This window comes from Hymenobacter guriensis (genome assembly GCF_015773195.1).
Classification (GTDB): Bacteria; Bacteroidota; Bacteroidia; order Cytophagales; family Hymenobacteraceae; genus Hymenobacter; species Hymenobacter guriensis.
The window spans coordinates 268726-292351 of sequence record NZ_JADWYK010000007.1 but is presented as its reverse complement, the minus strand read 5'-3'; the positions used below and the strand labels follow the sequence as shown (position 1 = coordinate 292351).

Below are 23626 nucleotides of genomic sequence, written 5' to 3'. Positions count from 1 at the left end.
AGCAACTCCCCCTTCCGGTTGAAGCGGGCTGCAAAGGTAACAACACCTTCTCCCCTTTTGCAAGCCTGACACAAAAAAACTTCAGAATTTTCTGAGCCCTGAGTTAGACAGCTGGATGAAACAGCAGACAGTATCTTTGTAGTTCCGCTTATTACTGCATTCATGCCTCCTTCTGACCTTGCTTTATACGACCCATTTGATGGGATGCGCTTCAGCACGAACTCGTGCTTTTTGTGCGGAGCGCCAGCCCAGGCGCCGCAGGATACAGTGCCAGTGCTGGCTCCCTGGCTGCTTGACCGATATCAGCTAAGCAAACGGCAGATGCGCCTGCTTGACCAAAGCGTGGTAGCGTACGAAGAATTACGAATCCCATGCTGCCCGCAATGTCGCCTCCAGGCGGTGGAGCCGTTAGAGGCTCATATGGCCGAGGTAGCCAACGGTGGCCTGACTGCGTGGCAGCAGATGAATGAACAGCAGCTATTCCTATGGCTTGGCAAGATGTTCTATGGTATTCTGCTCACGGAGCTGCTCACGGAGCTTGACCCACTTATAAAGCCACAGTACCCGCTGTCGGAAAACGGGCAGATGCTGGGGAAGCTGCAGTCCTTTTACCAAGTGTTCCAGGCATTGCGGGTGCCTATTGTGTTCGAGGATTTCACCCCGGCATCCGTTTTCATCTTGGAAGTTGACCCAGCTGAAGACACCATCCCTTTTGAGTACGACGATGACCTGAGCACGATGATGTTCAGCATCAAGCTTGATAATGTGGTGCTGGTAGCCTGCCTGCTTGACAATGGCATCATCCGGCAGGCCATGCGGCGCGTGTATGAAGATGTGCAGGGCAAGGCGCTGCATCCGGTGCAGGTAGCCGAGTTTAAGGCCCGCGTGTACTATGCGGCCTATCTGTTTAATGTGGTACCTGACTACTACGTGCGGCCGGTGAAGCCCGGTGACCAGCAGTTGGTGTATGATACCCTGATTGATGACGTAACCCGGGAAATATTCAACCCTTGGGAAAACTCGGGCTATGCCCAATCCTTGCAGGAAATGTGGAAGCGCTGGCGTCTGGAACTGCCGGAAATCATGCGTAATCCGGCGCAACCCCTTAGCTTTCTATATGATGAGGAAGGAATGCCACGCACGATAGTCTCGTACCCAGAGCCAACCTAATATGCAACTGGCTTTAGCCTTCGCTCCATTCGGGGACTGGGGCGGCTACTTTGGTGATGCGCACTTTTTCCCAGCGGCCAAAATCCAGGTCATCCATACGGCCGCGGATTTCTTGCTCGTTCATAAGCAGGTCGATGCAATGGCGGTGGCGGCGGTTCATGGTATCGTGCACCGTATAGACACCATCGAGCTGAGGGGAAATACCGCTAATGCGGACCGCGTCGCCATAGTCTAGGGGGCCGCCCCAGCGCTGTAGCAAGTCGCGCGACAAGGCTATCCAACGGGTTTTGCTGGAATGGTTTTGCGGAATACGGGAGTTGTCGGCCGTTACGAACGGCTCGTCATCAGTTTGCTCTACCTCCGGGGTGTACACCGTAGCTGTGACGGTATAGTGCGGCAGGCGCTGGGGCAAACTAGCTAGGGAAGTGGATGGAACCGTGATGGGACGAGGCTCCAGTTCGGGGGGAGCAACCACGGTGAACACAACCGGATGGGCCGGTACAGGGGGAATCGGGGGCGTTTGGGGAGAGAAAAGGAGGTTCAGCAGAAATAGGGCTATAGACATGACGGTTAAGCTGGTGGACTCCCGATTAAAGCCCGGGAGTATAAGCTTCGTCCAATTTGGCCGGACGCGGCATTTGAGAAACACCCTACAGCGTATGAAGACAAAAGGTTACAAAGAGGTTACTTCATCCAAATGAAGTCATATAGACAAAAGGATAAATTCTAAAATTAGCCAATTTTCTATTAATAATCACCGTTATAGAGAGCCAGAGGAGTTCTAATAATTGTAGCTCGCTTTGTTGTCAGGCTGATTAAGAATAAAAAAGTACAATTTAATAGATATTCAACAATCATTATTTTACACCTTTATTAGCTGCAGAGGGCACTAGCAAACAACCTAAGCAGAACACGGGAACAGGTAGTGCGTAGGAAAGTAACTGGTTTCTTCTACCCAAAGCTTTTCCTGTTCTCTTAGCCATTCATTTATGACTTTCACCAACTCGCTTTCCCGGTCACTGGGTCCTGCTGGCTTGTTTCTGATGCTGGCCGCTTGCTCATCTCCTTCCACTTCTTCTCCTGAGAACGACAAGACTACCACCCCGGCCGCTTCAACTGAAACGTCGGTGGCTGCTCCCGCTGACTCGCCGCTACAGATTGTGGCCAGGTTCCGGGAGCCGCAGATCGTGGGCGTAGCCGTGCTGCCTGATGGGCGCGTGTTCGGAGACTTTCCGCGCTGGGATAATAACCCCGTAAACCCGGTAGCCGAAATTAAGCCCGATGGCTCCGTACAAGGCTACCCCGATGCTAACTGGTGTACCTGGAATGAGACTACCCGCAACGAGCCTCAGAAGCACTGGATTTGCCCGCAGAGCGTGTACGCCGATAAAACCGGAATGCTCTGGGTGCTCGACCCGGCCTCACCCGGCCTGAAGGGTACCGTGCCCGGCGGCCCCAAGCTGGTTAAGATTGACCCCGCAACCAATAAGGTTGTGCAGAATATCAGCTTTCCTGAGAGCGTGGCTCCGCGTAAATCTTACCTGAATGACGTGCGCATCGACACCCAGAACAGCTACGCCTACATTACTGAGTCGGGTATCGGCAGCCTAGTGGTCGTCGACCTGAAATCGGGCAAAGCGCGGCGGTTGCTGGCTCTGCACCCCTCTACTCAGGGCGACACCACGCTCAACATCAAAGCCGACGGGCAGGAACTGATTGATGCTACCGGCAAGCGGGCCCGCTTCAATGCCGATGGTATTGCTCTGAGCCAAGATATGCAGTACCTCTACTGGAAGCCACTCACGAGCTACACGCTGTTTCGCATCAAGACGGCGGCCCTCCGCGACCCGGCTCTGTCGGACGCCCAGCTGACTCAGCAGATAGAAGACTTAGGCAAGGTGCCCGCCTGCGATGGAATGGAGATTGACGCGCAGAATAATCTGTACATGACAACCTTCGAAGACCACTCTATTAAGCGACGCACGCCAACTGGCAAAATTGAGTTGGTAGTGCAGGATCCTCGCCTGGAGTGGCCGGATACGTTTGCTTTTTCTGCTGATGGCGGCACATTGTACGTGACTAATTCCGCTATCCACAAAACGCCTACCTGGAACAAAGGCATCGGCAAACAAGACCAGCCTTATCACATTTTTAAGATGAGTTTACGGAAATAGCATAACCTTCTACCAGCCAAAAGCCGTTCCTACTTAAAGGGGTTGCTTTTCGGTTTATTTGATAGATTGGTCGTTCTTACCTGAACTCCGCCATCTGCACAAAACATTGCGTTGATTACAAGGCTTATTTGCGTATGCGCATATAAGTTTCGGCTTTATTGACAAGCTGTTTACCTTTACGCTGACACCACCAGTTCCCACCGCATGGACGCATACTCTTATATCGCCAATGCTCATGGCGAATACCTTGACCAGCTTTATCAGGCCTACAAAGCCGATCCGCAATCGGTGGATGTAAGCTGGCAGAAATTCTTCGAAGGCTTCGACTTTGCCCAGCAGTACCCAGAGGGTGGTTTGCCTCAGGCTGATGGGGAAGGCGTGCTGTCTACAAATGCCAGCACCAACCAGGCAGGCACCATTCGAGCCGTTGATACCGTTTCGGCCGACAAGGAAACGCAGGTGCGCAACTTGATTCATGCTTACCGCAGCCGTGGCCACCTGGTAGCCTGCACCAACCCGGTGCGCCCGCGCAAAGACCGTAAAGCCCGCCTGAGCATCACCGACTTCGGCCTGAGCGATGCTGACTTGGATACGACTTTCCGGAATGGAGAAGTGCTGGGGCTCGGTACCAGTGCCAAGCTGCGCGACATTGTGGCGGCGCTGGATAAGATTTACACCCGCACTATCGGCTTCGAGTACATGTATATCCGCGACCCGCGGGTGCTCGACTGGTTCCGGGAGAAAGTGGAAAAGGACTCCCTCAGCTTCAACCCCGGCGTAGAATATAAAAAGCGTATTCTGAGCAAGTTGAATGAGGCAGTGGTGTTCGAAAACTTCCTGCACACCAAGTTTCTCGGGCAGAAGCGCTTCTCGCTGGAAGGCGGCGAAACCACTATTCCCGCCCTCGATGCCATCATCCGCAAAGGCGCTGAGCTGGGCGTGGAGGAAGTGATGATTGGCATGGCCCACCGTGGCCGCCTGAACGTGCTGGCCAATATTATGGGCAAAACCTACGAGCAGATCTTCTCGGAATTCGAGGGAACAGCCGTACCGGATTTGACTATGGGCGACGGCGACGTGAAATACCACATGGGCTACAGCAGCCAGGTGGATGCCGGGGGCCGCACCGTGAACCTGAAGCTGGCGCCCAACCCCTCGCACTTGGAGGCAGTCAACCCGGTGGTGGAAGGCTTCGTGCGTGCCAAGCTCGACCACGGCTACGGCAACGACTACAATAAGGTGCTGCCCATCCTGATTCATGGCGACGCGGCGGTGGCTGGGCAAGGCATTGGGTACGAGGTAACGCAGATGTCGCAGTTGGAAGGCTACAAAACCGGCGGAACCGTGCACTTCGTTATCAACAACCAGGTAGGCTTTACTACTGATTTTGAAGACGCCCGCTCCTCCATTTACAGCACCGACCTGGCCAAGATTATCGACGCACCGGTGCTGCACGTGAACGGCGACGACCCCGAAGCGGTGGTGTTTGCCGTGCAGCTGGCTACCGAGTACCGGCAGCAGTTCAACGCCGATATCTTTATTGATATGGTGTGCTACCGCCGCCACGGCCACAACGAGTCCGACGAGCCCAAGTTCACCCAGCCCACGCTCTACAACCTCATCAGCAAGCACCAGAACCCGCGCGAGGTGTACAACGCGGCCCTGGTAGCCCGCGGCGACGTGGATGCCCAACTGGCGGCGCAGATGGACAAGGAGTTCCGCGACACGCTGCAGGCCCGCCTGGACATGGTGAAGCAGAAGCCCCTGCCCTATAACTACCAGGCCCTGGAAAACGAGTGGCGCAGCCTGCGTCGCAGCAAGCCCGTGGACTTTGACCAGTCGCCGCAAACCGGCATCAGTGAGGAAGTGGTAGCCAAAGTAGGCAAGGCCCTGACCACGCTGCCCGAAGGCTTCCGCCCCCTCAAGCAGATCGAAAAGCTGATGGAGGAGCGCAAGAAGATGTTCTTCGAAACGCGCGTGCTGAACTGGGCCGCCGGCGAACTGCTGGCTTATGGCTCGTTGCTGGCCGAAAAGCACATTGTGCGCCTGAGCGGGCAGGATGTGCAGCGCGGCACGTTCTCGCACCGGCATGCCGTGCTACACGACGCCGAAACGTCGGCGCCCTACAACTCGCTCAACTACATCGAGGAAGGCCAGGAAAAGCTGAACATCTACAACTCGCTGCTGAGCGAGTACGCGGTGCTGGGCTTTGAATTCGGCTATGCCATGGCCAACCCCACGGCCCTGGTAATCTGGGAAGCGCAGTTCGGCGACTTTGCCAACGGCGCCCAGACCATGATTGACCAGTTCATCGTGTCGTCGGAAAGCAAGTGGCAGCGGATGAACGGCCTTGTGATGCTGCTGCCTCACGGCTACGAAGGCCAGGGCCCGGAGCACTCCAATGCCCGCCCTGAACGGTTCCTGCAGCTGGCAGCCGAGAACAACATCATCGTGGCTAACATGACCACGCCGGCCAACTTCTTCCACGCTCTGCGCCGGCAGCTGACCTGGGAGTTCCGCAAGCCGCTGGTAGTAATGTCGCCCAAATCCATGCTGCGCCACCCGCTGTGCGTGTCGCCGGTAGAGGAATTCACCTCCGGCTCGTTCCGGGAAGTACTGGGCGACGTGTACGCCGAGGATAAGAAAGTGAAGCGCGTACTGCTGTGTTCGGGCAAAGTGTACTTTGATTTGCTGGAAGAGCAGCAGAAGTCGGCCCGTACCGATGTGGCTATTGTGCGCCTGGAGCAGCTGCACCCCTTCCCCAAGAAGCAGCTGGATGCTGAGCTTGCCAAGTACCCGAAAGCCAAGGTGTACTGGGTTCAGGAAGAGCCCGAGAATATGGGCTACTGGAACTACCTGCTACGCTTTATGCGCCGCGAGCTGGAAGACGTAGTGGCCCGCAAAGCCTCGGCCTCGCCCGCTACCGGCTACAACAAAGTGCACGTGAAAGAGCAGAAAGACCTGATAGGGCGCGCTTTCGGAATTACTACCGCCGAGGTAGATGCCGAGAACATCAAAGCCACGGCTGAAATGGCCAAGAAAACCGACTAGCCTGCCTGTAGCTGTTAGCAATAATATCCCACCGAAACCCTCTCAACTCTCCCGCCTTATGGGTCTGGAAATTAAAATCCCCGCTGTTGGTGAGTCCATCACCGAGGTTACCATTGCCAAGTGGCTTAAGCAGGACGGCGCCACGGTAAAGCGCGACGAAGTAATTGCTGAGCTGGAATCCGACAAAGCCACGTTTGAACTGCCCGCTGAAGCCGATGGCGTATTGAAAATCCGCGTAGCCGAGGGCGAAACCATTGGTATCGGAACCGTTATTGCGGATATCAACGGCGACAGTGCTTCTGCTGCGCCCGTAGCTCCGGCCGCCAGTGCCACCCTAACTACGCCACAGAACAGTGCAACGGCACCCGGCCAGAAAGAAAGCGGCGCCGCTGACCCCGTAACGCAGGGCGAACAGAATCCCCAGGCCAGCAACCAAAGCGGCTACGGCGGCTCTCAGGCTGGCTCGGCCAACACACCCACGGCCGCGGCACCTGCGGCGCCAGTTGGCACCGAAAACGCAGCCGTGGAAATGAAGATTCCGGCGGTGGGCGAGTCCATTACGGAGGTGACGGTGGCCAAGTGGCTGAAGGAAGACGGCGCCCAGGTACAGCGCGACGAAATCATTGCCGAACTCGAATCGGATAAGGCCACGTTTGAGTTGCCGGCCGAAGGCACCGGCACCCTGCGCCACGCTGCCAAGGAAGGCGAAACGATTGGTATCGGCGCCGTTATTGCCCGCATTGAAGGCGGTAGCGGAACTCCGGCCGCAGCTTCAGCACCGGCTGCCCCGGCGGCATCTGCAGCTGCTCCCGCAGTGGCAAACAGCCCGCAGCCCGCCGCTGTTAGCTCTTACGCTACGGGTACACCTTCACCGGCGGCCGGCAAGATTCTCGGGGAAAAAGGCATCAGCCCGGCCGATGTGCAGGGCTCGGGCCGGGACGGGCGTATTACCAAGGAGGACGCCCAGAACGCCCAGGCCAAACCGGCCGCTCCAGCTCCGCAGGCGGCAGCCCCCGCTGCTCCGTCTGCCGCTCCGGCCGCTGCCAGCCCACAACCAGCAACTGGCAACAGAGTACAACGCCGGGAGCGGATGAGCAACCTGCGCAAAACTGTTTCGCGCCGCTTGGTAGCCGTAAAAAATGAGACGGCCATGCTCACCACCTTCAATGAGGTGAACATGCAGCCCATCATGGACCTGCGTAACAAGTTCAAGGACAAGTTCAAGGAGAAGCACAGCGTGGGTCTCGGCTTCATGTCGTTCTTCACCAAAGCTGTGTGCGTGGCCCTGAAGGAGTGGCCTGCCGTGAATGCCCAGATTGATGGCACCGACATCATTTACAACGACTTCTGCGACATTAGCATTGCCGTATCGGCCCCGAAAGGCTTGGTGGTGCCGGTTATCCGCAATGCCGAGGAGCTGTCGTTTGATGGCATTGAAAAGGAAATTCAGCGCCTCGCCGGCCTGGCCCGCGACAATAAGCTCACCATTGAGCAGATGACCGGCGGCACGTTCACCATCACCAATGGCGGCGTGTTCGGCTCCATGATGAGCACTCCGATCATCAATGCGCCGCAGTCAGCCATCCTGGGCATGCACAACATTGTGCAGCGGCCCATTGCCGAAAACGGCCAGGTGGTGATTCGCCCGATGATGTACTTGGCGCTGAGCTACGACCACCGCATCATCGACGGCCGCGAGTCGGTATCGTTCCTGGTGCGCGTGAAGGAACTGCTCGAAGACCCAACTCGCCTGTTGCTGGGCGTGTAGCCTAAAGCACAAAAGCAAAAGCCCCTTGCCGGAAAGAGCGTCCGGCAAGGGGCTTTTTCATGATGCTAAGTCAGTCACTCATCAACCGGCAGAAACAAAAAAACGCCCCGCATGACGGGGCGTTTTCTTTTCGGGGTGGTGGAGTTGGGTGGGAGCGGAAATGTACCTGGGTGGGTAAAACGGTTAATCAACCGGCAGCTCGCGCAGACGGGAGGCACTAAGCCGAGTGGCTAGTTGACGGGCCAACAGCTTAGCTTCTTCGGCTTTGGAACCGGAGAAATACTCTTCCACGGTAGAGGAAAACAGCTTCAGCCAATGATTGACGTGGTGGCCGCCCTGCGGAAGCACTACCTGCTCGGGCAACGGCGCACCTTCTACTTCCTTGCGGCCCAGCAACGTGGTACTCCAGTAGCGGTACTGCGAGGTGAGAAAATACGGCCAGTGAATGCGGGACGCAGCCCCAAAGCTGGGGCCCAACAGCGTATCGTTGTTGGTTTTATGGCAAAGCGTGTCTACCAGTTTTTTGATGTCGCCTTCAGTCTGGATGTCGGGGAGGGTAGTAGACGTTTGCATAAGCACAGCGAAGAACGGGTGGATGCCAGAATACGTAGCGAATTTACGCAAGTTTCAATTTATTCGCTATTGAAGCTGGTATTTTTTTACGACAAGTTTTTACTATGCGCAATGCAGAGGCTTCGCATAAGTTTGCGGGCTGCTACACAAGCATCGCTCTTGACGGCCCTAGTATCTATTTGCTTCTCAGCAGGCTTACTTGCTTGCTTCCTGAAAAGTAGAGCCGCTTACGGTACACTTGGGCTATAGGTTATATAAATACATTGCCTCCATCACCCCCTCTTTCTATTGCGGCTGATTGGGATGATGCAGCGCGCTAACATTGGCTCCCGTCAACCTTTGGCTGGTTTAAAGAAAGGCCTATCAGCAGTAGCTAGCGGCAACGCAGACAGCCGATCCTCAGGGTAGCGCCCTACACGAAGCTAGGCTTTAGAAGCAACCGTTTCCGACGAAGATTCTGAAGTTGGTGCTTCCGGCGCCCGGCGGCCGCCCAGCACTACCAGTACCACGGCCACTACAATGAGAGCAGCCCCACCGAGCATCTGGGCATTGAGCGTTTCGCCGGCAAAGGCCCACCCCAGCAGCACCGCTACTACCGGGTTCACGAAAGCATACGTGCCCGCCAGAGCTGGCTCCACGTGCCGCAGCAGCCAGATGTAGGCGGTAAAAGCCACGATGCTCCCAAACGTAACCAGGTAAGCATACGCCAGCCACGATTTGGTAGTAACGGCAGCTATGCTGAAGCCGGCTGCCTCGCCGCGCAGTAAGCCCACTACTATCATCACCAGCCCGCCGCACAGCATCTGCATCCCACCCGATACGAATGGGGACGAAGCCGGCTGCTTTTTCTTGGAGTAGAGTGAGCCAATAGCCCACACCAGGGCCGCCGTGAGCACGCACACGATACCAATGATTTCGTGGCCCGGAATAGCTACGTGGGCCGCGCCCGGGGTGCGTGCCAGCAGATATACGCCCACCATGCCAATTGCCAGCCCTATTGATACCCACAGCGTAGGCCGCGCCGAGACGCCGCTCAGCCAGCCCAGCAGCGCCAGAAACATGGGGACCGTGGCTACCAGCAGCGCCGCCAGCCCCGAGGGAATGTACTGCTCACCCACCGTCACGCCCCCGTTGCCGAACGCCAGCAGGCAGATGCCAATAAGAAGCGCCGTACCCCAGCCCCGCAGCGTGGGGGCTGGCTCCCCGCGCCAGCGCATAAATCCATAGAGCAGCGCCCCGGCCAGCGCGTAGCGCGTACCAGCCATTAGCAGAGGCGGAATGGAGTCGATGGCAAAGCGGATGCCCAGGTAGGTGGAGCCCCAGATGATATACAGAGCGGCAAAAGCCAGCAGCAGCGAAGCGCGGGAAGGGCGAGGCATACGGGAAAAGCAAAGTACAGGGCAAACCTACACCGGAAAACCCGGGCGGGTTGCGCCGGAATCCTGCGAAGCTGCGCCCGGCAGCTTATTTCCAGCCAGTGGTAAGGCCGGGCCAGTCGTCGGTGCGGAAGGGCGGAGCGGGCAGGCCTTCCTTGTTGTACAGATTAGGGAACGGATTGTTGCTCCAGGCGTAGCGCACAGCCACCGGCGCGGGCACCTGCGGGCTCGAAAGCACCAGAGTATTGCCTTCCAGCCGGCCCTGGGCCCACACGAATTTGCGGTCGGCTCCAGCAATGGCGAAGCTTTTGAGCGTGGTGCCGCCAGCGTCTTTCAGCTCGAGCCCGCTGCCGGTATTTTTGAAGGTGATACGCACTTCCTGGCCCTGCACCTGCATTTTCTCAAACGTTGGGCCGGAGGCTACTACCTGCTTGTCCCCGTAGGCTACCTGCCGGGCAGCCAGCGCCAGGCGGCGGCCCACTTCCTGCTTGTTGCGGGGGTGGATATCGGCCGGGTTGCCAATGTCGATGGCGGTGGCCATGCCGGTGCGGGGCAAGCTGAGGGTGCGGGCCTGGGCCTCGCGTAGCTCGGCCCACTCGTAGTCGGCGGGCTGGGGCTCATCGGCCATGAAGTTGGCCAGCTGCACGAACAGGAACGGAAAGTCGCCCTGGCCCCAGCGCTGCCGCCAGTCCCGGATCAGGGTTGGAAACAAAGAACGGTACTGCTCGGCCCGGCCGGCGTTGCTTTCGCCCTGGTACCAGATGGCGCCTTTGATGGCATAGGGTAGCAACGGCGCAATCATGGCATTATAGAGCACCGTGGGGCTGTTCTGGGCCCCGGCCGGAAACGGGTTGCGCGGGGTGGTTTGCCGGTCATACGCTATCTGGTACGCCCAATTGCCAGCCAGCGGTACCGCGCGGGGGCCGGTGGTCAGAGTCATATCCCGGGCCTCGCCCCAGATGCCTCCACCCCCACCGTTGTCTACCACGCGCACCGTCACTACGTTGCGACCGGGCTTTACCAACGCCGCCGGCACGGTGTAGCGGCGGGGCTCGTTGTAGCCGTTGGTGCGTCCGATGAAGGTCCCGTTGAACCAGGTGGAGTCGTTGTCGTCTATCTGGGCCAGGCTAAGCTGGGCGGGCTGGTTGGCTTCCTCGGCGGTGAGGGTTACTTCCTTGCGAAACCATATCACTCCATCAAAATTTTGCAGGCCCGGGGTAGCTTCCCAAACGCCGGGCAGCGGCATGGTTGGCCAATTGGCCGCCGCGTAGTTAACTTCAAACCAAGCTTGGGCGCCGGGGCGGTGGCCCTGGTCCTGACCAGCCGGGCTGCGGCGCCAGGCAGCCATCTGCGCTTCAAAGTCGGCTACCTGATGGCTGATGTCGCGCGGGTTGCTGCGTAGCTCCTCCACAACTGGCGTAAACTCGGGCAAGGCCTTTAGGGCCTCTGCACTGGTCCACGACTCGGCTGGGGTACCGCCCCACTCGGCCGTAATCAGGCCGATGGGCACGTGGTAGCGCTGCTGCAGGTCGCGGGCAAAAAAGTAGGCTACGGCCGAGAAGCTGCCGGCCGTAGCCGGGCTGCACACCTGCCAGCCGGCCCCGCCAAACTCGGCTTGGGGGCGCGAGGCCATTACGTTGGGCACGTCAATCAGCCGAATCTGCGGGAAGGCAGCGGCGGCAATTTCCCGGGGGCCGTTGTCGGCGTCGCGCAGGGGCCACTCCATGTTCGACTGCCCCGAGGCCAGCCACACGTCGCCCACCAGGATATCGATCAGCTCCAGGGTGTTGCTGCCTTTGATGGACATGGTATAGGGGCCACCGGCGGGCATGGCGGGCAGCGTGAGCGTCCATTTGCCAGTGGCATCGGGCTGGGCAGCGTAGGTTTTGCCCTGGAACGTGAGGCTGACTTTCTCGCCCGGCGCGGCCCAGCCCCAGAGCGGCAGCCGGGTGTCGCGCTGCAGTACCATGTGGGAGCCCACCAGCCGGGGCAGCCGCACGGCAGCCTGCGCGGCAGAGCTTACGACACCAAAACCAAGCAACAATAGCGGGAAACGAAGCATCGAGAACCGGGCTTTCAGACGTGAACAAACGTTTGCACAGCCAATAGTAAGCAGAAATAGCCCGAAATGCCGCTCAGCCAGCCGCGCAACGAGGCCCCGAAGCAGGCGTCTGTTCCGGGCGCAGTATCTTGGCTGCTCTTCCTTCTCTCCGCTTGTTCTATGCTCCGACGTATACTGCTGTTCGCCGCGCTGTTGAGTTTAACCCAGGCCGCTACGGCCCAGCTGCTGCAGCCCAAAGCCGGCTTCACCCGCGCCGATTCCCTGCGCGGGCAGCTTACGCCCCTGCGCACCTGCTATGACCTCAACTATTATCACCTTGATGTGAAGCTGGATGTGGATAAGCGCTTCCTGAGCGGATCCAACCTGTTCCGCTTCACGGCTACCCAGGACTTCACGCGGCTGCAGTTTGATTTGTTTGCCAACCTCTCGGTAGACAAGGTGGAGTACCAGGGCAAATCGGTGCCGTTCACGCGGGAGGCCAATGCGGTGTTCGTGACGTTCCCGCAGCCCATCCGCCAGGGCACCCGCGACCAGTTCACGGTGTTTTACTCCGGCCAGCCCGTTGTGGCCAAGAAAGCACCTTGGGATGGGGGCTTCGTGTTCACGCAGGATGCCGCCGGTAAGCCCTGGGTAGCCACCGCCTGCCAGGGCGTAGGCGCCAGCATCTGGTGGCCCACCAAAGACCACCAATCCGACGAGGTTGACTCCATGCTCATCAGCATCTCGGTGCCCAAGGGCCTCAAAGACGTGTCGAATGGCCGCCTGCGCAAAGTCACGAAGCTGAAGGGCGGCTACACACGCTACGACTGGTTCGTGAACAACCCCATTAACAACTACGATGTGGCCCTGAACGTGGGCGACTACCGGCACTTCAACGGGGGTACCTACGCCGGGGAGAAAGGCCCGCTCACGCTCGACTATTGGGTGCTGCCCGAAAACCTGACCAAAGCCAAAAAGCACTTCGCCGCCAACGTGCCGGCCATGCTCAAGGCGTTTGAGTACTGGTTTGGACCGTATCCATTTTATGAAGATGGCTACAAGCTGGTAGATGCGCCCCACCTCGGTATGGAGCACCAGAGCGCCGTGGCCTACGGCAACAAATACCTCAACGGCTACCTCGGCAAAGACCGCAGCAACACCGGCTGGGGCCTGAAATGGGACTTCATCGTCATCCACGAAAGCGGGCATGAGTGGTTCGGCAACAACATCACGAGCAAGGACATTGCCGACATGTGGGTGCACGAAAGCTTCACCACTTACTCGGAGTCGTTGTTTGTGGAAAGCATGTTCGGCAAACAAGCAGGCCAGGAATACCTCCACGGCCAGCGCCGCAACATCCAGAACGACGGCTCCATCATTGGCCCCTACGGCGTGAATAAGGAAGGCTCCGGCGACATGTACGACAAGGGCGCCAGCCTGCTAAACATGCTACGCGTGGGGCTGGACAATGACGACAAATGGCGCGAGCTGCTGCGTGGCCTCAACCAGCAGTTCTACCATCAAACCGTCACCACGGAACAAGTGGTCGACTACTTCCGGGGCACCGGCCGCTACCTGAAGCCCGTATTCGACCAGTATCTGCGCCACAAGACCATACCAACGCTGGAAATCAGATTTGACGAAGGCCAGATGCTGGCACGCTGGCTTGCCGATGTGCCCGAATTCGACATGCCTATTCAGGTGCGCACCAAGGGCGGTACCTACCAGCGCATTTTCCCCAAAACCAAGTGGGAGAAATTCGCCATAGCCGGCGCCACCAAAGAAAACATCGAGGTGGACACGTTTAACTACTACATCGGGGTGCTGGTAGAGTAGCGTATGAGGCGGCAGCAGGGCCGATGAGGTTGTATTATTGCCGCTTCATTCAAATTCCCCATGATAAAAACTGCGTTACTGCTCGTTCTGTGCTTTTGCACTTCCGTGGCCCAGGCGGCTTCCGGCTTTGCCGACCTTAAGCCCGGCCCGCACACCGTTGGCTTCCGTGTGGTGCAGCAGTACGATTACGCCCGGGCCTATAAAGGCCGTACCGATGCCGTAACCGGGAAAACAACCACCGGCGAACTGGCCCGGCCCGTGCAAACCCTGGTGTGGTACCCGGCCCAGAAAGGCGGCACTGCCATCCGCTACGCCGATTACCTGCGCACGGAGGCCACCGACGAGAACTTTACCCGGACCGATGCGGAAACCGCCGCCTTCCTGGCTGACAAGCTGCAGTGGGCTGCCGCGCAGGTCGGCCAGAAGCAGGCGCAACAGCTCCTTGATCAGCGCATGTGGGCCGTGCGCAATGCCCCGGCGGCGGCTGGTAAGTTTCCGGTGGTGATTTATGCGGCCGGTGGCGGCGGCACTGCCCACGAAGTCGCCGACTTTTGCGAATACCTCGCCAGCCAGGGCTACGTGGTGCTGGCCAGCCGCAGCCTGGGCACGCGCACGAAGGACATGAACTTCGACGCCGAAGGGCTGGATACCCAGGCGCGGGATATTCAGTTCCTGCTTTCCTACGCCCACACATTACCCCAGGCCGACATGGCACACGTGGCGGCCGCCGGCTGGAGCTGGGGTGGCTTGGCTAATGCGCTGGCGGCCACCCAAGACGCGCGCATAAGCGCCATCGTGAGCTTTGATGGTACCAAAGCCTGGGAGGATACCAAACCCGTGTCCCGCGTGCGCCTGACCGTACCGTGGCTGTACGTGCAGCGCCGCTCCGAATCGGTGCGCGAGCTTAGCGCCAAAGGGATGCAAACGACGGGCATCCTGCTGAATGAAGCCAAGTACGCAGACCTCTACCACGTGGTGATGAACCCGATGGAGCACAGCGACTTTTCGACCATCGGCCTGCGCTTTGCCGGAGCGGAGCACTTCACGGAGTATTCCCGCGCTGAGGTAGAAGCAGCCTACCACTGGGCCTGCCGCTACACCCTCGAATTCCTCAATGCCAACTTGAAAGGCGATGCCACCGGCCGCCAGTTTCTGGACCGCACGCCCACGCAGAACGGTGTGCCAGCCCATATGGCTCGCCTCTACCACCTGCCCGCCCGGTCCGGCCCCGTGCCTACGCAGGCCGGCTTCGCGGCTGCCCTGGCCCGGGAAGGCTTCGATAAAGCTTTGGAAATCTACCGCCGCCTGCAGCAGCAGGAGCCCACATTTGCGTTGTCGGAAGGTGCGCTGAATACCTGGGGCTACCAGCTTATGCGCGAGGCCCGCGACCTGCCTGCCGCCAGGGCCATCTTCGCCCTGGGCACGGAGCTGTACCCCAACGACGCCAACCTCTTCGACTCCCTGGGGGAAGCCGACGAGAACAGCAAGGACCCCAAGTCAGCCATTACCCACTACCGCCGCTCCCTGGAGCTGAACCCCGCCAACCTCAACGCCCGCCAGCGCCTGCAGGCCCTCGGCGGCTAAGGAAAACGTGTCATGGCGAGGCACAGGCGAACCAATCAATCCGCTGACATGGGCTGAGCCTTCTAATTTGAAGCCCTAACGTCTGCTCTGGCGTTAGGGCTTTTTGGTTAAATGGAGTTTGTTATCAGCAGCAGACGGATTGTTTCGGCTGCGCCTCGCCATAACAGGATAAGGGCTGAGGGAAAAGACCGTGTCGTTCAAGGGCATTACCATGCCGGCCTCCTACCACCCCTCCTTAAAAAAGGAGGTGAGCTTGCCCCAGAACAAAACTCACTATTTCACCATTTCACTAAATCACCTTCCGTACCTTCGCCCCCGTTGATGCTCACGAATTCATCCTTAGTATGAACCAATACGACGTTACCGTCATCGGCTCCGGGCCCGGCGGCTATGTGGCGGCTATCCGCTGCGCCCAGCTGGGCCTCAAAACCGCCCTCATCGAGAAGTACGATACCCTGGGCGGCACCTGCCTCAACGTAGGCTGCATTCCCAGCAAGGCCCTGCTCGACTCGACGGAGCACTACCACAACGCCGCGCACACCTTCAAGGAGCACGGCATTGAGCTGAGTGACCTGCAGATCAACATGAATCAGCTCATCGACCGCAAAAACGGGGTGGTGAAGGCCAATACCGACGGGATTCAGTTCCTGATGAAGAAAAACAAGATTGACGTCCTGCACGGCGTCGGCTCGTTTGTCGATAAAAACCACATCAGCATTGCGCCCACAGCCGGCGGCGAGGCCCAGCAGATTGAGACGAAAAACGTCATCATTGCTACCGGCTCCAAGCCCACGGTACTGCCGTTCATTCAGCAGGACAAGCAGCGCATCATCACCAGCACCGAGGCCCTGAATATCCGCGAAGTGCCCAAGCACATGATTGTGATTGGCGGCGGCGTCATCGGGCTGGAAATGGCCTCCGTGTATGCCCGCCTCGGCGCGAAAGTATCGGTGGTGGAGTTTATGGATTCCCTCATTCCAACCATGGACCGTGGCCTGGGCAAGGAGCTCAAGCGCATCCTGGGCAAAATCGGCATCGAGTTCTTCCTGAGCCACAAAGTAACCGGCGCCACCCGCGAGGGCGACACCGTGACGGTAACCGCGACCAACCCCAAAGGCGAGGAAGTGAAGTTTGAGGGCGACTACTGCCTGGTAGCCGTAGGCCGCGTGCCCTACACCGCGGGCCTGAACCTGGAAGCCGCCGGCGTGGCCATGGAAGAGCGTGGCCGCATTAAGGTTGATGAGCACCTGCAAACCAACGTGCCCGGCATCTACGCCATCGGCGACGTGATTCGCGGCGCTATGCTGGCCCACAAGGCCGAGGAAGAAGGCGTGTTCGTGGCCGAAACTATTGTGGGCCAGAAGCCCCACATCAATTACCTGCTCATCCCCGGCGTGGTCTACACCTGGCCCGAGGTGGCCGGCGTGGGCTACACCGAAGAGCAGCTCAAGGAGCAGGGCAAGGCCTACAAAACCGGCTCTTTCCCGTTCCGCGCCTCGGGCCGCGCCCGCGCCTCCATGGACCTAGACGGCTTCGTGAAAGTGCTGGCTGACAAGGAAACCGACGAAATCCTGGGTGTGCACATGATCGGCCCCCGCATCGCCGACCTCATTGCCGAAGCCGTAACGGCCATGGAGTTCCGCGCCTCCGCCGAGGACGTAGCCCGCATGAGCCACGCCCACCCCACCTACGCCGAAGCTATGAAGGAAGCCTGCCTGGCTGCCACGGAGAACCGGGCGATTCATATGTAATTCTGAGCCGAGAGGTAGCACGCAAAAGCGGCTGAAACTCCTGGGAGCTTCAGCCGCTTTTGTGTTTATTCGTTATATCATACGTGAAAACTAAAATATCATGGCGGCTCCATTTACGAGCGAGGTGATTTTTGAGGAGTGTTTGCCTTTGATTGATATAGTAGTTCGGGAGTTAACCCTAACCACTGGGATGATGATTGACTGTCAGTCAGCAGGGGTTGATGACGTGCTATGGCGAATAAGTAACCAGAAAGCAGCTATGGCAATTGACTTAATGCCTTATGTGGAAGTCATTCCCTATAAGTACACGTATCTTATTGCGTCGGACCCTTTCAATAAATGGAATCCTTATTTGCATAGGACACTATTATTTGTGCTGCTAAAACTTGGTGGAAAATCTGAAGATCAACTACCTGTATGGGCAGGTCTGCCTTGGCTTGTGGCTCAAAAAGACTGGAACCCCAATTACCTCAAAGGATTTGAGCTTTGGTATAAACGCTAACGCATACTGCCGGAGCCTTTACTTTAGCACATCCTTCAGTTCCTTCAGCCGAAACCGCGAATCGTACTGGGCAAACTCGCGCATCATGGCCGTGTGGGCCGCGCCTGCCAGTACCAGCACGCGTTGATCGGCGGGCTCCACGGTTTTCTGCACCACCGAGTACATGTAGAGGTTGCGCCGGTACCATTCCGATACCAGCCAGGGCCCGGCAAAGCTTTCGATGCTGCCGGCCTTGTTGAGCAGGTCGAGGTAAGCGCCCTTATTCTCATTTATGCTGCGGGGCGTATTGAAATCGAGCAGAAGCTGCGTGAGGGTGAAGGTGCTGAGCTTCTGATTCTGGTCGGCTTCCACTCGTTTGAAGGTTTCGCCAATGCGCTGCATCAGGGCCGCCTGCTGGGCGTGCTGCATAGCCTTTTGCACACTGTCGAAGGGGAACGTGGTTTTGAGGTAATCGAAGGCGTACACGCGCTGCAGACCCGCCTTTTTAGCGGTGCGGAAGGCCAGCTGGATAATCTCATTTTTCAGGAAAAAGTCGCGCTGACCGGGCTTGGGGTATTTGGCCTGGATGGCCTGCTCGTACTGCCCGCCTAAGTAAAGTTTGTAAAGCGCGTCGAGCTCGGCCTGGTTGTTCCAGTCCCACTCCACAAAGACCTTATCGGGGTGCCACTGGCTGAGGCGGTTGGTCATCGTTTCCAGCTCGGCCTGGGCCTTGGGCGCCAGCACATCAAATGATTTCGTCTTGACGATATCAGCGCCGGGGTTGTGGAAGTGGAAGGTGCCCAGCAGCAGCAGCTCGGCGGGCTTAGTTTGGGCAGTAGCTCCTAGGCCTAGTAGGAGGCCACAGAGCAGAATCAGCAGTGTTTTCATGCGCTTGTCTTGGAAATGGCTGCAAGGTAGAGCCCCTTTGGCAGATGCTTGATTTCCAGCAAGTCACATAATGATGTAGTCAAGGCGCTATTTAGTGGTAACCTTACTGGACAGCAGCGTTGCTGTGGTAAACAAGAACTACATAACTATAAACATATAAACGCGAAAGCGACTGGATATTTCGGGGAGCTGCAGCCGCTTTTGCGTTCGTTAAGCAACTGAGGCGCCGACGGCTGGTGCGTTGCGGCTTATTGGTTAAGCTAGGCCGGAGTATAGGTAAAATCCTGGTTGATAGTGCCTGTGGCCTGGCTGCGGGTTTCCTTATACAGCGTGTCAATGGCCAGGCCGGCGGCGAGCAGCAGGGCAGCCGTGGCGGGCTGGGCGGTGCCCCGGGTGGAAAGGGAAATAAGGTAGTTGTCGGCGGTGGTGAACAGCTCCCGACCTACGCCGGCCCATTTCTTGGTTACCAAGCCCAGCTCCTGCCCGGCCGCATCCAGAAAGCGGAAGTCCCAGCCAATCCAGTTGCCTTTGATATCAGCCACCCGTACGTCGTGGGCATTGTAGACGTGGAAGCCGCCGCCCAGCGTCAGGATCTTGCTTTCGAAGTACCCGAGCAGCTCGTTCTCGCTACCTAACACGTCGATGCGGGAGCGGAGAAAGCGCCAGCCGCGCTTCAGCCTCAGCACGACGGCATTGTCGGAGAGGCGGCGCACTACCACAGTGGTGGGCATCCGGTGTTTTTGCAGCAGTAGGCGCGTCCAGTTAATCCAGGCTGGATTTTCTTCGGTTGCATAGCCAAGGTGTTCCTGACTTTCGGCGTCGAGAATGTCAAAAGAATCCTTAAGCTTCAGAAAGCCGACATGCTCCCGAATGAAGTACGCATGGCGGTTAAGCAGCTGAGTGGAAGCCATACCGTTGGTTGAATGGTGCAAGCGGGTATACGGCTCCGGCCGGCCTGGGGCTGCCCGGGAACTACCTCAGGCGGGAGTTGCTACCAGCTGCTGCCAGCGCCTCCGCCCCCGGAGCTGCCCCCGCTGCTGCTGGAAGACGACGAAGACCCACCGGAAAACGATGACCCCGACGAGGAGCCGCTGGAAGAGGACAGCTGGGAGGTGGTGTACTTCTCCTTTTTGACGTGCTGGCAGAAGGCACAGGTGTGTACGTGCCAGCCCCAGCCCCCGTGGGAGGTAGTGGCGGCCTGCACTTCCTCATCGGGTTGGGGCTCCAGGGTGCGGTGGTGGCACTTAGGGCAGGCTTCGGCGTCGGAGCCGAGGTTGGCGTAGTCGAGGGTGAGCTGGTGCCGGCAGGCCGGGCACTGCCACACGTCGTAGTCGATGGACTGAATGCGCTCCTCGGCGGCCTGGCCCGGCTGCAGGGCGGCATCGTCCTGGGTTTCGGAGAGGCGGTGCATGGGCGTGGCGCAGACCGGGCAGGCGTAGGCTTCGTCGCGCAGGGCCGCCAGGCGCTGCCGGTGCCGGGGCCAGTAGAACGCCATGCCCAGCGGAAACAGGAACCGCAGCCAGCCCAGGCCGTAGTGGGTTTCGCTCAGAAACTGGTAGCGGGCGTGGCGGCTTTTATCGGCGTAGCTGCTGGCCAGCAGCTGGTTTACTTTTCGCAGGTAGCCGTGCAGATATAGCCCCGGCCAGGCATAGCACAACCCGATGAGCAGTAGGGGCGGCACGGCCCAGTCCAGCACCACGGTTGCCAGCACCAGCCCCGCAATCAGCAGCACACCTAGAAACAGCACCCAGTAGTTGGCCGCCGGCTTTTTGATGCGGAAGCCCAGTACCAGCACGCACACCACCATAAACACCAGCGCCGCCACCATGCCCACGCCTTCCAGCTCGCTCCACGCATTGGGGTCGGGCTGGTACTCTTCAATCAGGTGGGTAGCGTCATCCGTGAAAGCCTGGACGGGCTCCCCGGCCAGCACGGCGGCCGAATCGGCGGGCTCCAAGCGGCCGGTAGCCAGCTGGCGCAGTAGGGCCGCCACACCGGCGCGCACGGCCGCATCGTAGTTGTGGGTGCGCAGGTGAGGCAGCATGTAGCGCTGCTGAATGCGGAAGCAGATAACGTCGGGCAGGTCGGCTTCCAGCCCGTAGCCGGTTTCAAACTCCACCCGCCGCTGGTCTTCCACCACCAGCATCAGCAGGCCGTTGTTTTTGGTTTTGTCCCCGATTTTCCAGCGGTTGAACAGGGCAGTGGCGGCGGTTTTGGGCACTTCCTCCCCAATGCTGCGGGTCAGTACCACGTCGATATGGGCCCGGCCGCTTTGGTCTAGGGGACGCAGTATGGCGTTCAGGTCCCGCACCGTGGCGGGCTGCAGCAGGTGGTCGGGGTCACTCACGTAGCTTTCCTCCAGCGTTTTGGGGTCGGGAATGGTAGTGAGGTAGTCGGCCTGCGCGGTGGCTTGGTGGCTTATCGATGAGCCCAAGGCCAGCACCACCAGTGCCTTCAACAGGAAACTTCGCAACAGTAGAGCAGGTGCCATAGGCCGGAAAACGGGTTTGTCGGCTAAAGAAAGGCAACTCCCGGTTATGACAAAGCGGTTAAGGCAGTACGATGTAGAGACGCGACACTTCGCGTCTCCTCGTTGAACGACCAGCACTGCGTAGCTTAAACAACATCAGCAACGACGAGACGCGAAGTGTCGCGTCTCTACACACAACTTGCTTTACTGCCGGCTGCCGCGCACGTAGGCGCTGAGCTGCTCGTCCAGGTCGCGCACCTGCAGCACCAGCTGCTTGCCGGCGTAGGGCTGGAGGGCGCGCAGCTCCTGGGCTACCTGGCGCTGCCAGGTCAGCAGGCGGGGGCGGTTGGCGTACACTTCCCGGTCGAACTGGTCCTGGCGGGTGTTGGCCTCGGCCATGAGCTGGCGGAAGATGGCGCGGTGCCGGCGGGTGAGGTCGGGGGTGGTAGTGGCCTGGGCCTGCAGGCGCCGGGCGAGGTGGCGGGCGTAGAGCTCGGTCAGGTCGAAGTGGAGCTGCTCGTGGGCCAGGGTCTGGCCGGGCGTGCGCGAGGGGTGAAACGAAGAGTGCTGGCAGTCGAAGTAGGTTTCGATGGTGAGGCGCGTGGTGCGCTGCCAGGGCTGGCTGCTGCAGCGGTAGCGGATGCCGCTGTTGGTGGCGGCCTCACAGCGCCCACCCCGGCTGGGCCCCTTGAAATCGGCGGGCATGAGACGACGGGCCGGATGCCAGAGGATTTCCTGCTCGTAGGGCTGCAGGCTGGCCGTGCGGAAGGCGCGGGCCTGCAAGCCGGTTGTGGCCGGAGTTGTGGGCTTTTCGAGGCGCAGCAGGTTGGCGCCTAGCTGGCGGGCCTGGTCGGTAGCCAGCCGAAGCAGGGCCGTCGAGTCGGAGCCGAACGTGAGCAGAGACGGGCGCACCTGAATGCAGGCCAGCTCCCGGGCGGAGGCTTCCACTGGCTCGGAGGCAGCCAGCACCAGCACCGTTTGGGTGGGAGGCGGATAGACAGGCGGCTGCAGCTCGGGGCGCTGCACGGCTACCTGGGGCGCGCAGCCGGCCAGCGTCAGGCCCAGCCCTATCCACATACGCAGGCGCATCATCGGCAGCAAATTGAATGAGGTGGAAGAGGGCGGCCACAGCAGCTGCCTCGTTGCTAAAGTTAGGGAGAACTGCTCAGTCTGGTTATATAGTGCAGGATGAAATAGATGAGTATCTACTACCTGTTTGCACGGTATTTTACGCTGGGTTGATATCTTCGAACTCTAATGGAAGACACCCCAACTACTGCCCCCCAATGGATTCAGGACTTGCAGGAAAGGTCCTGGGAGTTGGAGTTCCTGATTTCGGGTGGCGCTATTTTTACTCTGATTCAGGGAGCCGGCTTTTTCGTAACTCAGGTACAGTCGCTGAAGACCACGGCCTGGTTACCGGGTACTGATTTTTTCCTGCTGTTTGGGGTGTTGGCCATACAAGTGCTGACGTTGAGCTTCGGTCTGCACCTGTTGTTGCGGTCATTCTGGGTTGCGCTGGTATGCGTCACTTACCTTTTCCCTCAGGGCGCAGCGCTGGCGCGGGTGCGGTGGCGGCGGCCTTTTCGGGCGGTAGCTCCCAGTGGCTCGTATTTTTATGAGCTGCTGCTAAAGCTCAACAGGCTATGCGCCACGGTTATGTTCTTGGCCATTATCAGTACCCTGCTGCTCGGGGGGCTGATGCTGACCGTAGTTGTGCTGGGAACGTTGCCTTCCCTGTTTGCCTCATCAGGGCCTGACGGCTGGTATGATTGGTACGGCGAAGGATTCCTCATCCTGCTGATGGTGTACATCCTGGACCTGCTCCTGTTTGGCGCGTTGCGGCGAACCTGGGGGATAGCGTGGCTTTTGTTTCCGGTGTTCTGGCTATTTGACCGCGTGAGTCTGCGCGTGCTGCTACAGCCGACGCTGTGGCTGTTTGTCTCGCGCGTGTCGCGCTGGCGCATGGCAGGGTGGCTGACGGTCTTTATGGCGGTGGCGCTCATTTACAGCTACGCCGTAATCTACCAGGATTTGCATCTGCGCAACGTGCTGGACCGGCGCGACTATCGCAATGCGCTGGCACCGGGGCCGGCCCTGCAATACGGCAATTATCGGGACGAAATGAACGGGCAACTTCAGCGGGGACCATCCATTCCGTCCAAGTTTGTTGATAAGCCCTTTCTGGAGGTATTTCTGGTATACCGCAAGCAATACGACGCCGATATGCTTAAGTCGGACTCCGCGAAATACCTGTCTGATTTGGTGCTAATCAGCATCGACGATACGTTGCGCCAGGATGTAGCCTGGTATCCTACTTACAACCAAGCCAACGACCAAATGGGCATTACGGCTATGGTTTCAGTGCAAAAGCTGAAGGTCGGCCCTCACCGCCTGCTGCTCCACAGCAAAGGAGACAGTAGCCGGCACTCTGTCATACCGTTCTGGAAGACAGAGTAGGTG

Annotated in this window: 17 protein-coding genes; 9 read left to right on the top strand and 8 right to left on the bottom strand. The window is 58.9% G+C overall.

Annotation, left to right across the window (positions count from 1 at the left end; genetic code table 11):
- Window positions 1–162: 162 nt before the first annotated feature.
- Window positions 163–1170 carry a hypothetical protein gene (locus tag I5L79_RS13725; RefSeq protein WP_231403084.1) on the top strand — a complete coding sequence of 336 codons (1008 nt, stop codon included), beginning with the start codon at window positions 163–165 and terminating at the stop codon, window positions 1168–1170.
- 13 nt (window positions 1171–1183) lie between these two features.
- Here the strand turns inward: I5L79_RS13725 and I5L79_RS13720 are convergent, their stop codons facing one another.
- The gene (locus I5L79_RS13720) at window positions 1184–1735 is read right to left on the bottom strand and encodes an RlpA-like double-psi beta-barrel domain-containing protein (RefSeq protein ID WP_196955622.1); all 552 of its coding nucleotides are present in this window, start codon (window positions 1733–1735) and stop codon (window positions 1184–1186) included.
- A 424-nt stretch (window positions 1736–2159) separates the two neighbouring features.
- On the opposite strand from I5L79_RS13720, the gene I5L79_RS13715 reads away from it, so the two are divergent.
- The 3 genes from I5L79_RS13715 to odhB all read left to right on the top strand — a co-directional run bounded on the left by I5L79_RS13715 (window position 2160) and on the right by odhB (window position 8163).
- Complete coding sequence (locus I5L79_RS13715) at window positions 2160–3344, top strand: SMP-30/gluconolactonase/LRE family protein (protein WP_196955621.1); 1185 nt, start codon at window positions 2160–2162, stop codon at window positions 3342–3344.
- A 204-nt stretch (window positions 3345–3548) separates the two neighbouring features.
- Window positions 3549–6395, top strand: coding sequence for a 2-oxoglutarate dehydrogenase E1 component (locus I5L79_RS13710; protein WP_196955620.1), 2847 nt, complete (start codon window positions 3549–3551; stop codon window positions 6393–6395).
- 58 nt (window positions 6396–6453) lie between these two features.
- The gene (gene odhB, locus I5L79_RS13705) at window positions 6454–8163 is read left to right on the top strand and encodes a 2-oxoglutarate dehydrogenase complex dihydrolipoyllysine-residue succinyltransferase (protein ID WP_196955619.1); all 1710 of its coding nucleotides are present in this window, start codon (window positions 6454–6456) and stop codon (window positions 8161–8163) included.
- 183 nt (window positions 8164–8346) lie between these two features.
- Here odhB and I5L79_RS13700 read toward each other — a convergent pair whose 3' ends face one another.
- The 3 genes from I5L79_RS13700 to I5L79_RS13690 form a co-directional block, all read right to left on the bottom strand.
- Window positions 8347–8736 (bottom strand): group III truncated hemoglobin, encoded by a 390-nt coding sequence (locus I5L79_RS13700; protein ID WP_196955618.1) that lies wholly within the window; start codon window positions 8734–8736, stop codon window positions 8347–8349.
- 422 nt (window positions 8737–9158) lie between these two features.
- Window positions 9159–10115, bottom strand: a complete 957-nt coding sequence (gene yedA / locus I5L79_RS13695; RefSeq protein WP_196955617.1) for a drug/metabolite exporter YedA — start codon at window positions 10113–10115, stop codon at window positions 9159–9161.
- An 85-nt stretch (window positions 10116–10200) separates the two neighbouring features.
- The gene (locus I5L79_RS13690) at window positions 10201–12153 is read right to left on the bottom strand and encodes a sialate O-acetylesterase (protein ID WP_196955616.1); all 1953 of its coding nucleotides are present in this window, start codon (window positions 12151–12153) and stop codon (window positions 10201–10203) included.
- A gap of 180 nt (window positions 12154–12333) precedes the next feature.
- Here I5L79_RS13690 and I5L79_RS13685 point away from each other — a divergent pair, with 180 nt between their 5' ends.
- The 4 genes from I5L79_RS13685 (at window position 12334) to I5L79_RS13670 (ending at window position 17826) form a co-directional block, all read left to right on the top strand.
- The gene (locus I5L79_RS13685) at window positions 12334–13989 is read left to right on the top strand and encodes a M1 family metallopeptidase (RefSeq protein ID WP_196955615.1); all 1656 of its coding nucleotides are present in this window, start codon (window positions 12334–12336) and stop codon (window positions 13987–13989) included.
- A 60-nt stretch (window positions 13990–14049) separates the two neighbouring features.
- Complete coding sequence (locus tag I5L79_RS13680; protein WP_196955614.1) at window positions 14050–15573, top strand: dienelactone hydrolase family protein; 1524 nt, start codon at window positions 14050–14052, stop codon at window positions 15571–15573.
- 344 nt (window positions 15574–15917) lie between these two features.
- A complete protein-coding gene (gene lpdA / locus I5L79_RS13675) occupies window positions 15918–17324 on the top strand; it encodes a dihydrolipoyl dehydrogenase (protein ID WP_196955613.1) in 1407 nt (468 codons plus the stop codon).
- 100 nt (window positions 17325–17424) lie between these two features.
- Window positions 17425–17826, top strand: coding sequence for a hypothetical protein (locus I5L79_RS13670; RefSeq protein WP_196955612.1), 402 nt, complete (start codon window positions 17425–17427; stop codon window positions 17824–17826).
- Between the two features lie 18 nt (window positions 17827–17844).
- On the opposite strand, the gene I5L79_RS13665 is transcribed toward I5L79_RS13670, so the two are convergent.
- The 4 genes from I5L79_RS13665 to I5L79_RS13650 form a co-directional block, all read right to left on the bottom strand.
- Window positions 17845–18693: a DUF5694 domain-containing protein gene (locus I5L79_RS13665; RefSeq protein ID WP_196955611.1), complete on the bottom strand. Its 849-nt coding sequence runs from the start codon at window positions 18691–18693 to the stop codon at window positions 17845–17847.
- Between the two features lie 260 nt (window positions 18694–18953).
- Window positions 18954–19604: a phospholipid scramblase-related protein gene (locus tag I5L79_RS13660; protein WP_231403083.1), complete on the bottom strand. Its 651-nt coding sequence runs from the start codon at window positions 19602–19604 to the stop codon at window positions 18954–18956.
- Between the two features lie 80 nt (window positions 19605–19684).
- Window positions 19685–21184 (bottom strand): TPM domain-containing protein, encoded by a 1500-nt coding sequence (locus I5L79_RS13655; protein WP_196955610.1) that lies wholly within the window; start codon window positions 21182–21184, stop codon window positions 19685–19687.
- 183 nt (window positions 21185–21367) lie between these two features.
- On the bottom strand, window positions 21368–22255 hold the full coding sequence (locus I5L79_RS13650; protein ID WP_196955609.1) for a DUF922 domain-containing protein: 888 nt from the start codon (window positions 22253–22255) through the stop codon (window positions 21368–21370).
- 165 nt (window positions 22256–22420) lie between these two features.
- Here I5L79_RS13650 and I5L79_RS13645 point away from each other — a divergent pair, with 165 nt between their 5' ends.
- A complete protein-coding gene (locus I5L79_RS13645) occupies window positions 22421–23623 on the top strand; it encodes a hypothetical protein (RefSeq protein WP_196955608.1) in 1203 nt (400 codons plus the stop codon).
- Window positions 23624–23626 lie beyond the last annotated feature (3 nt).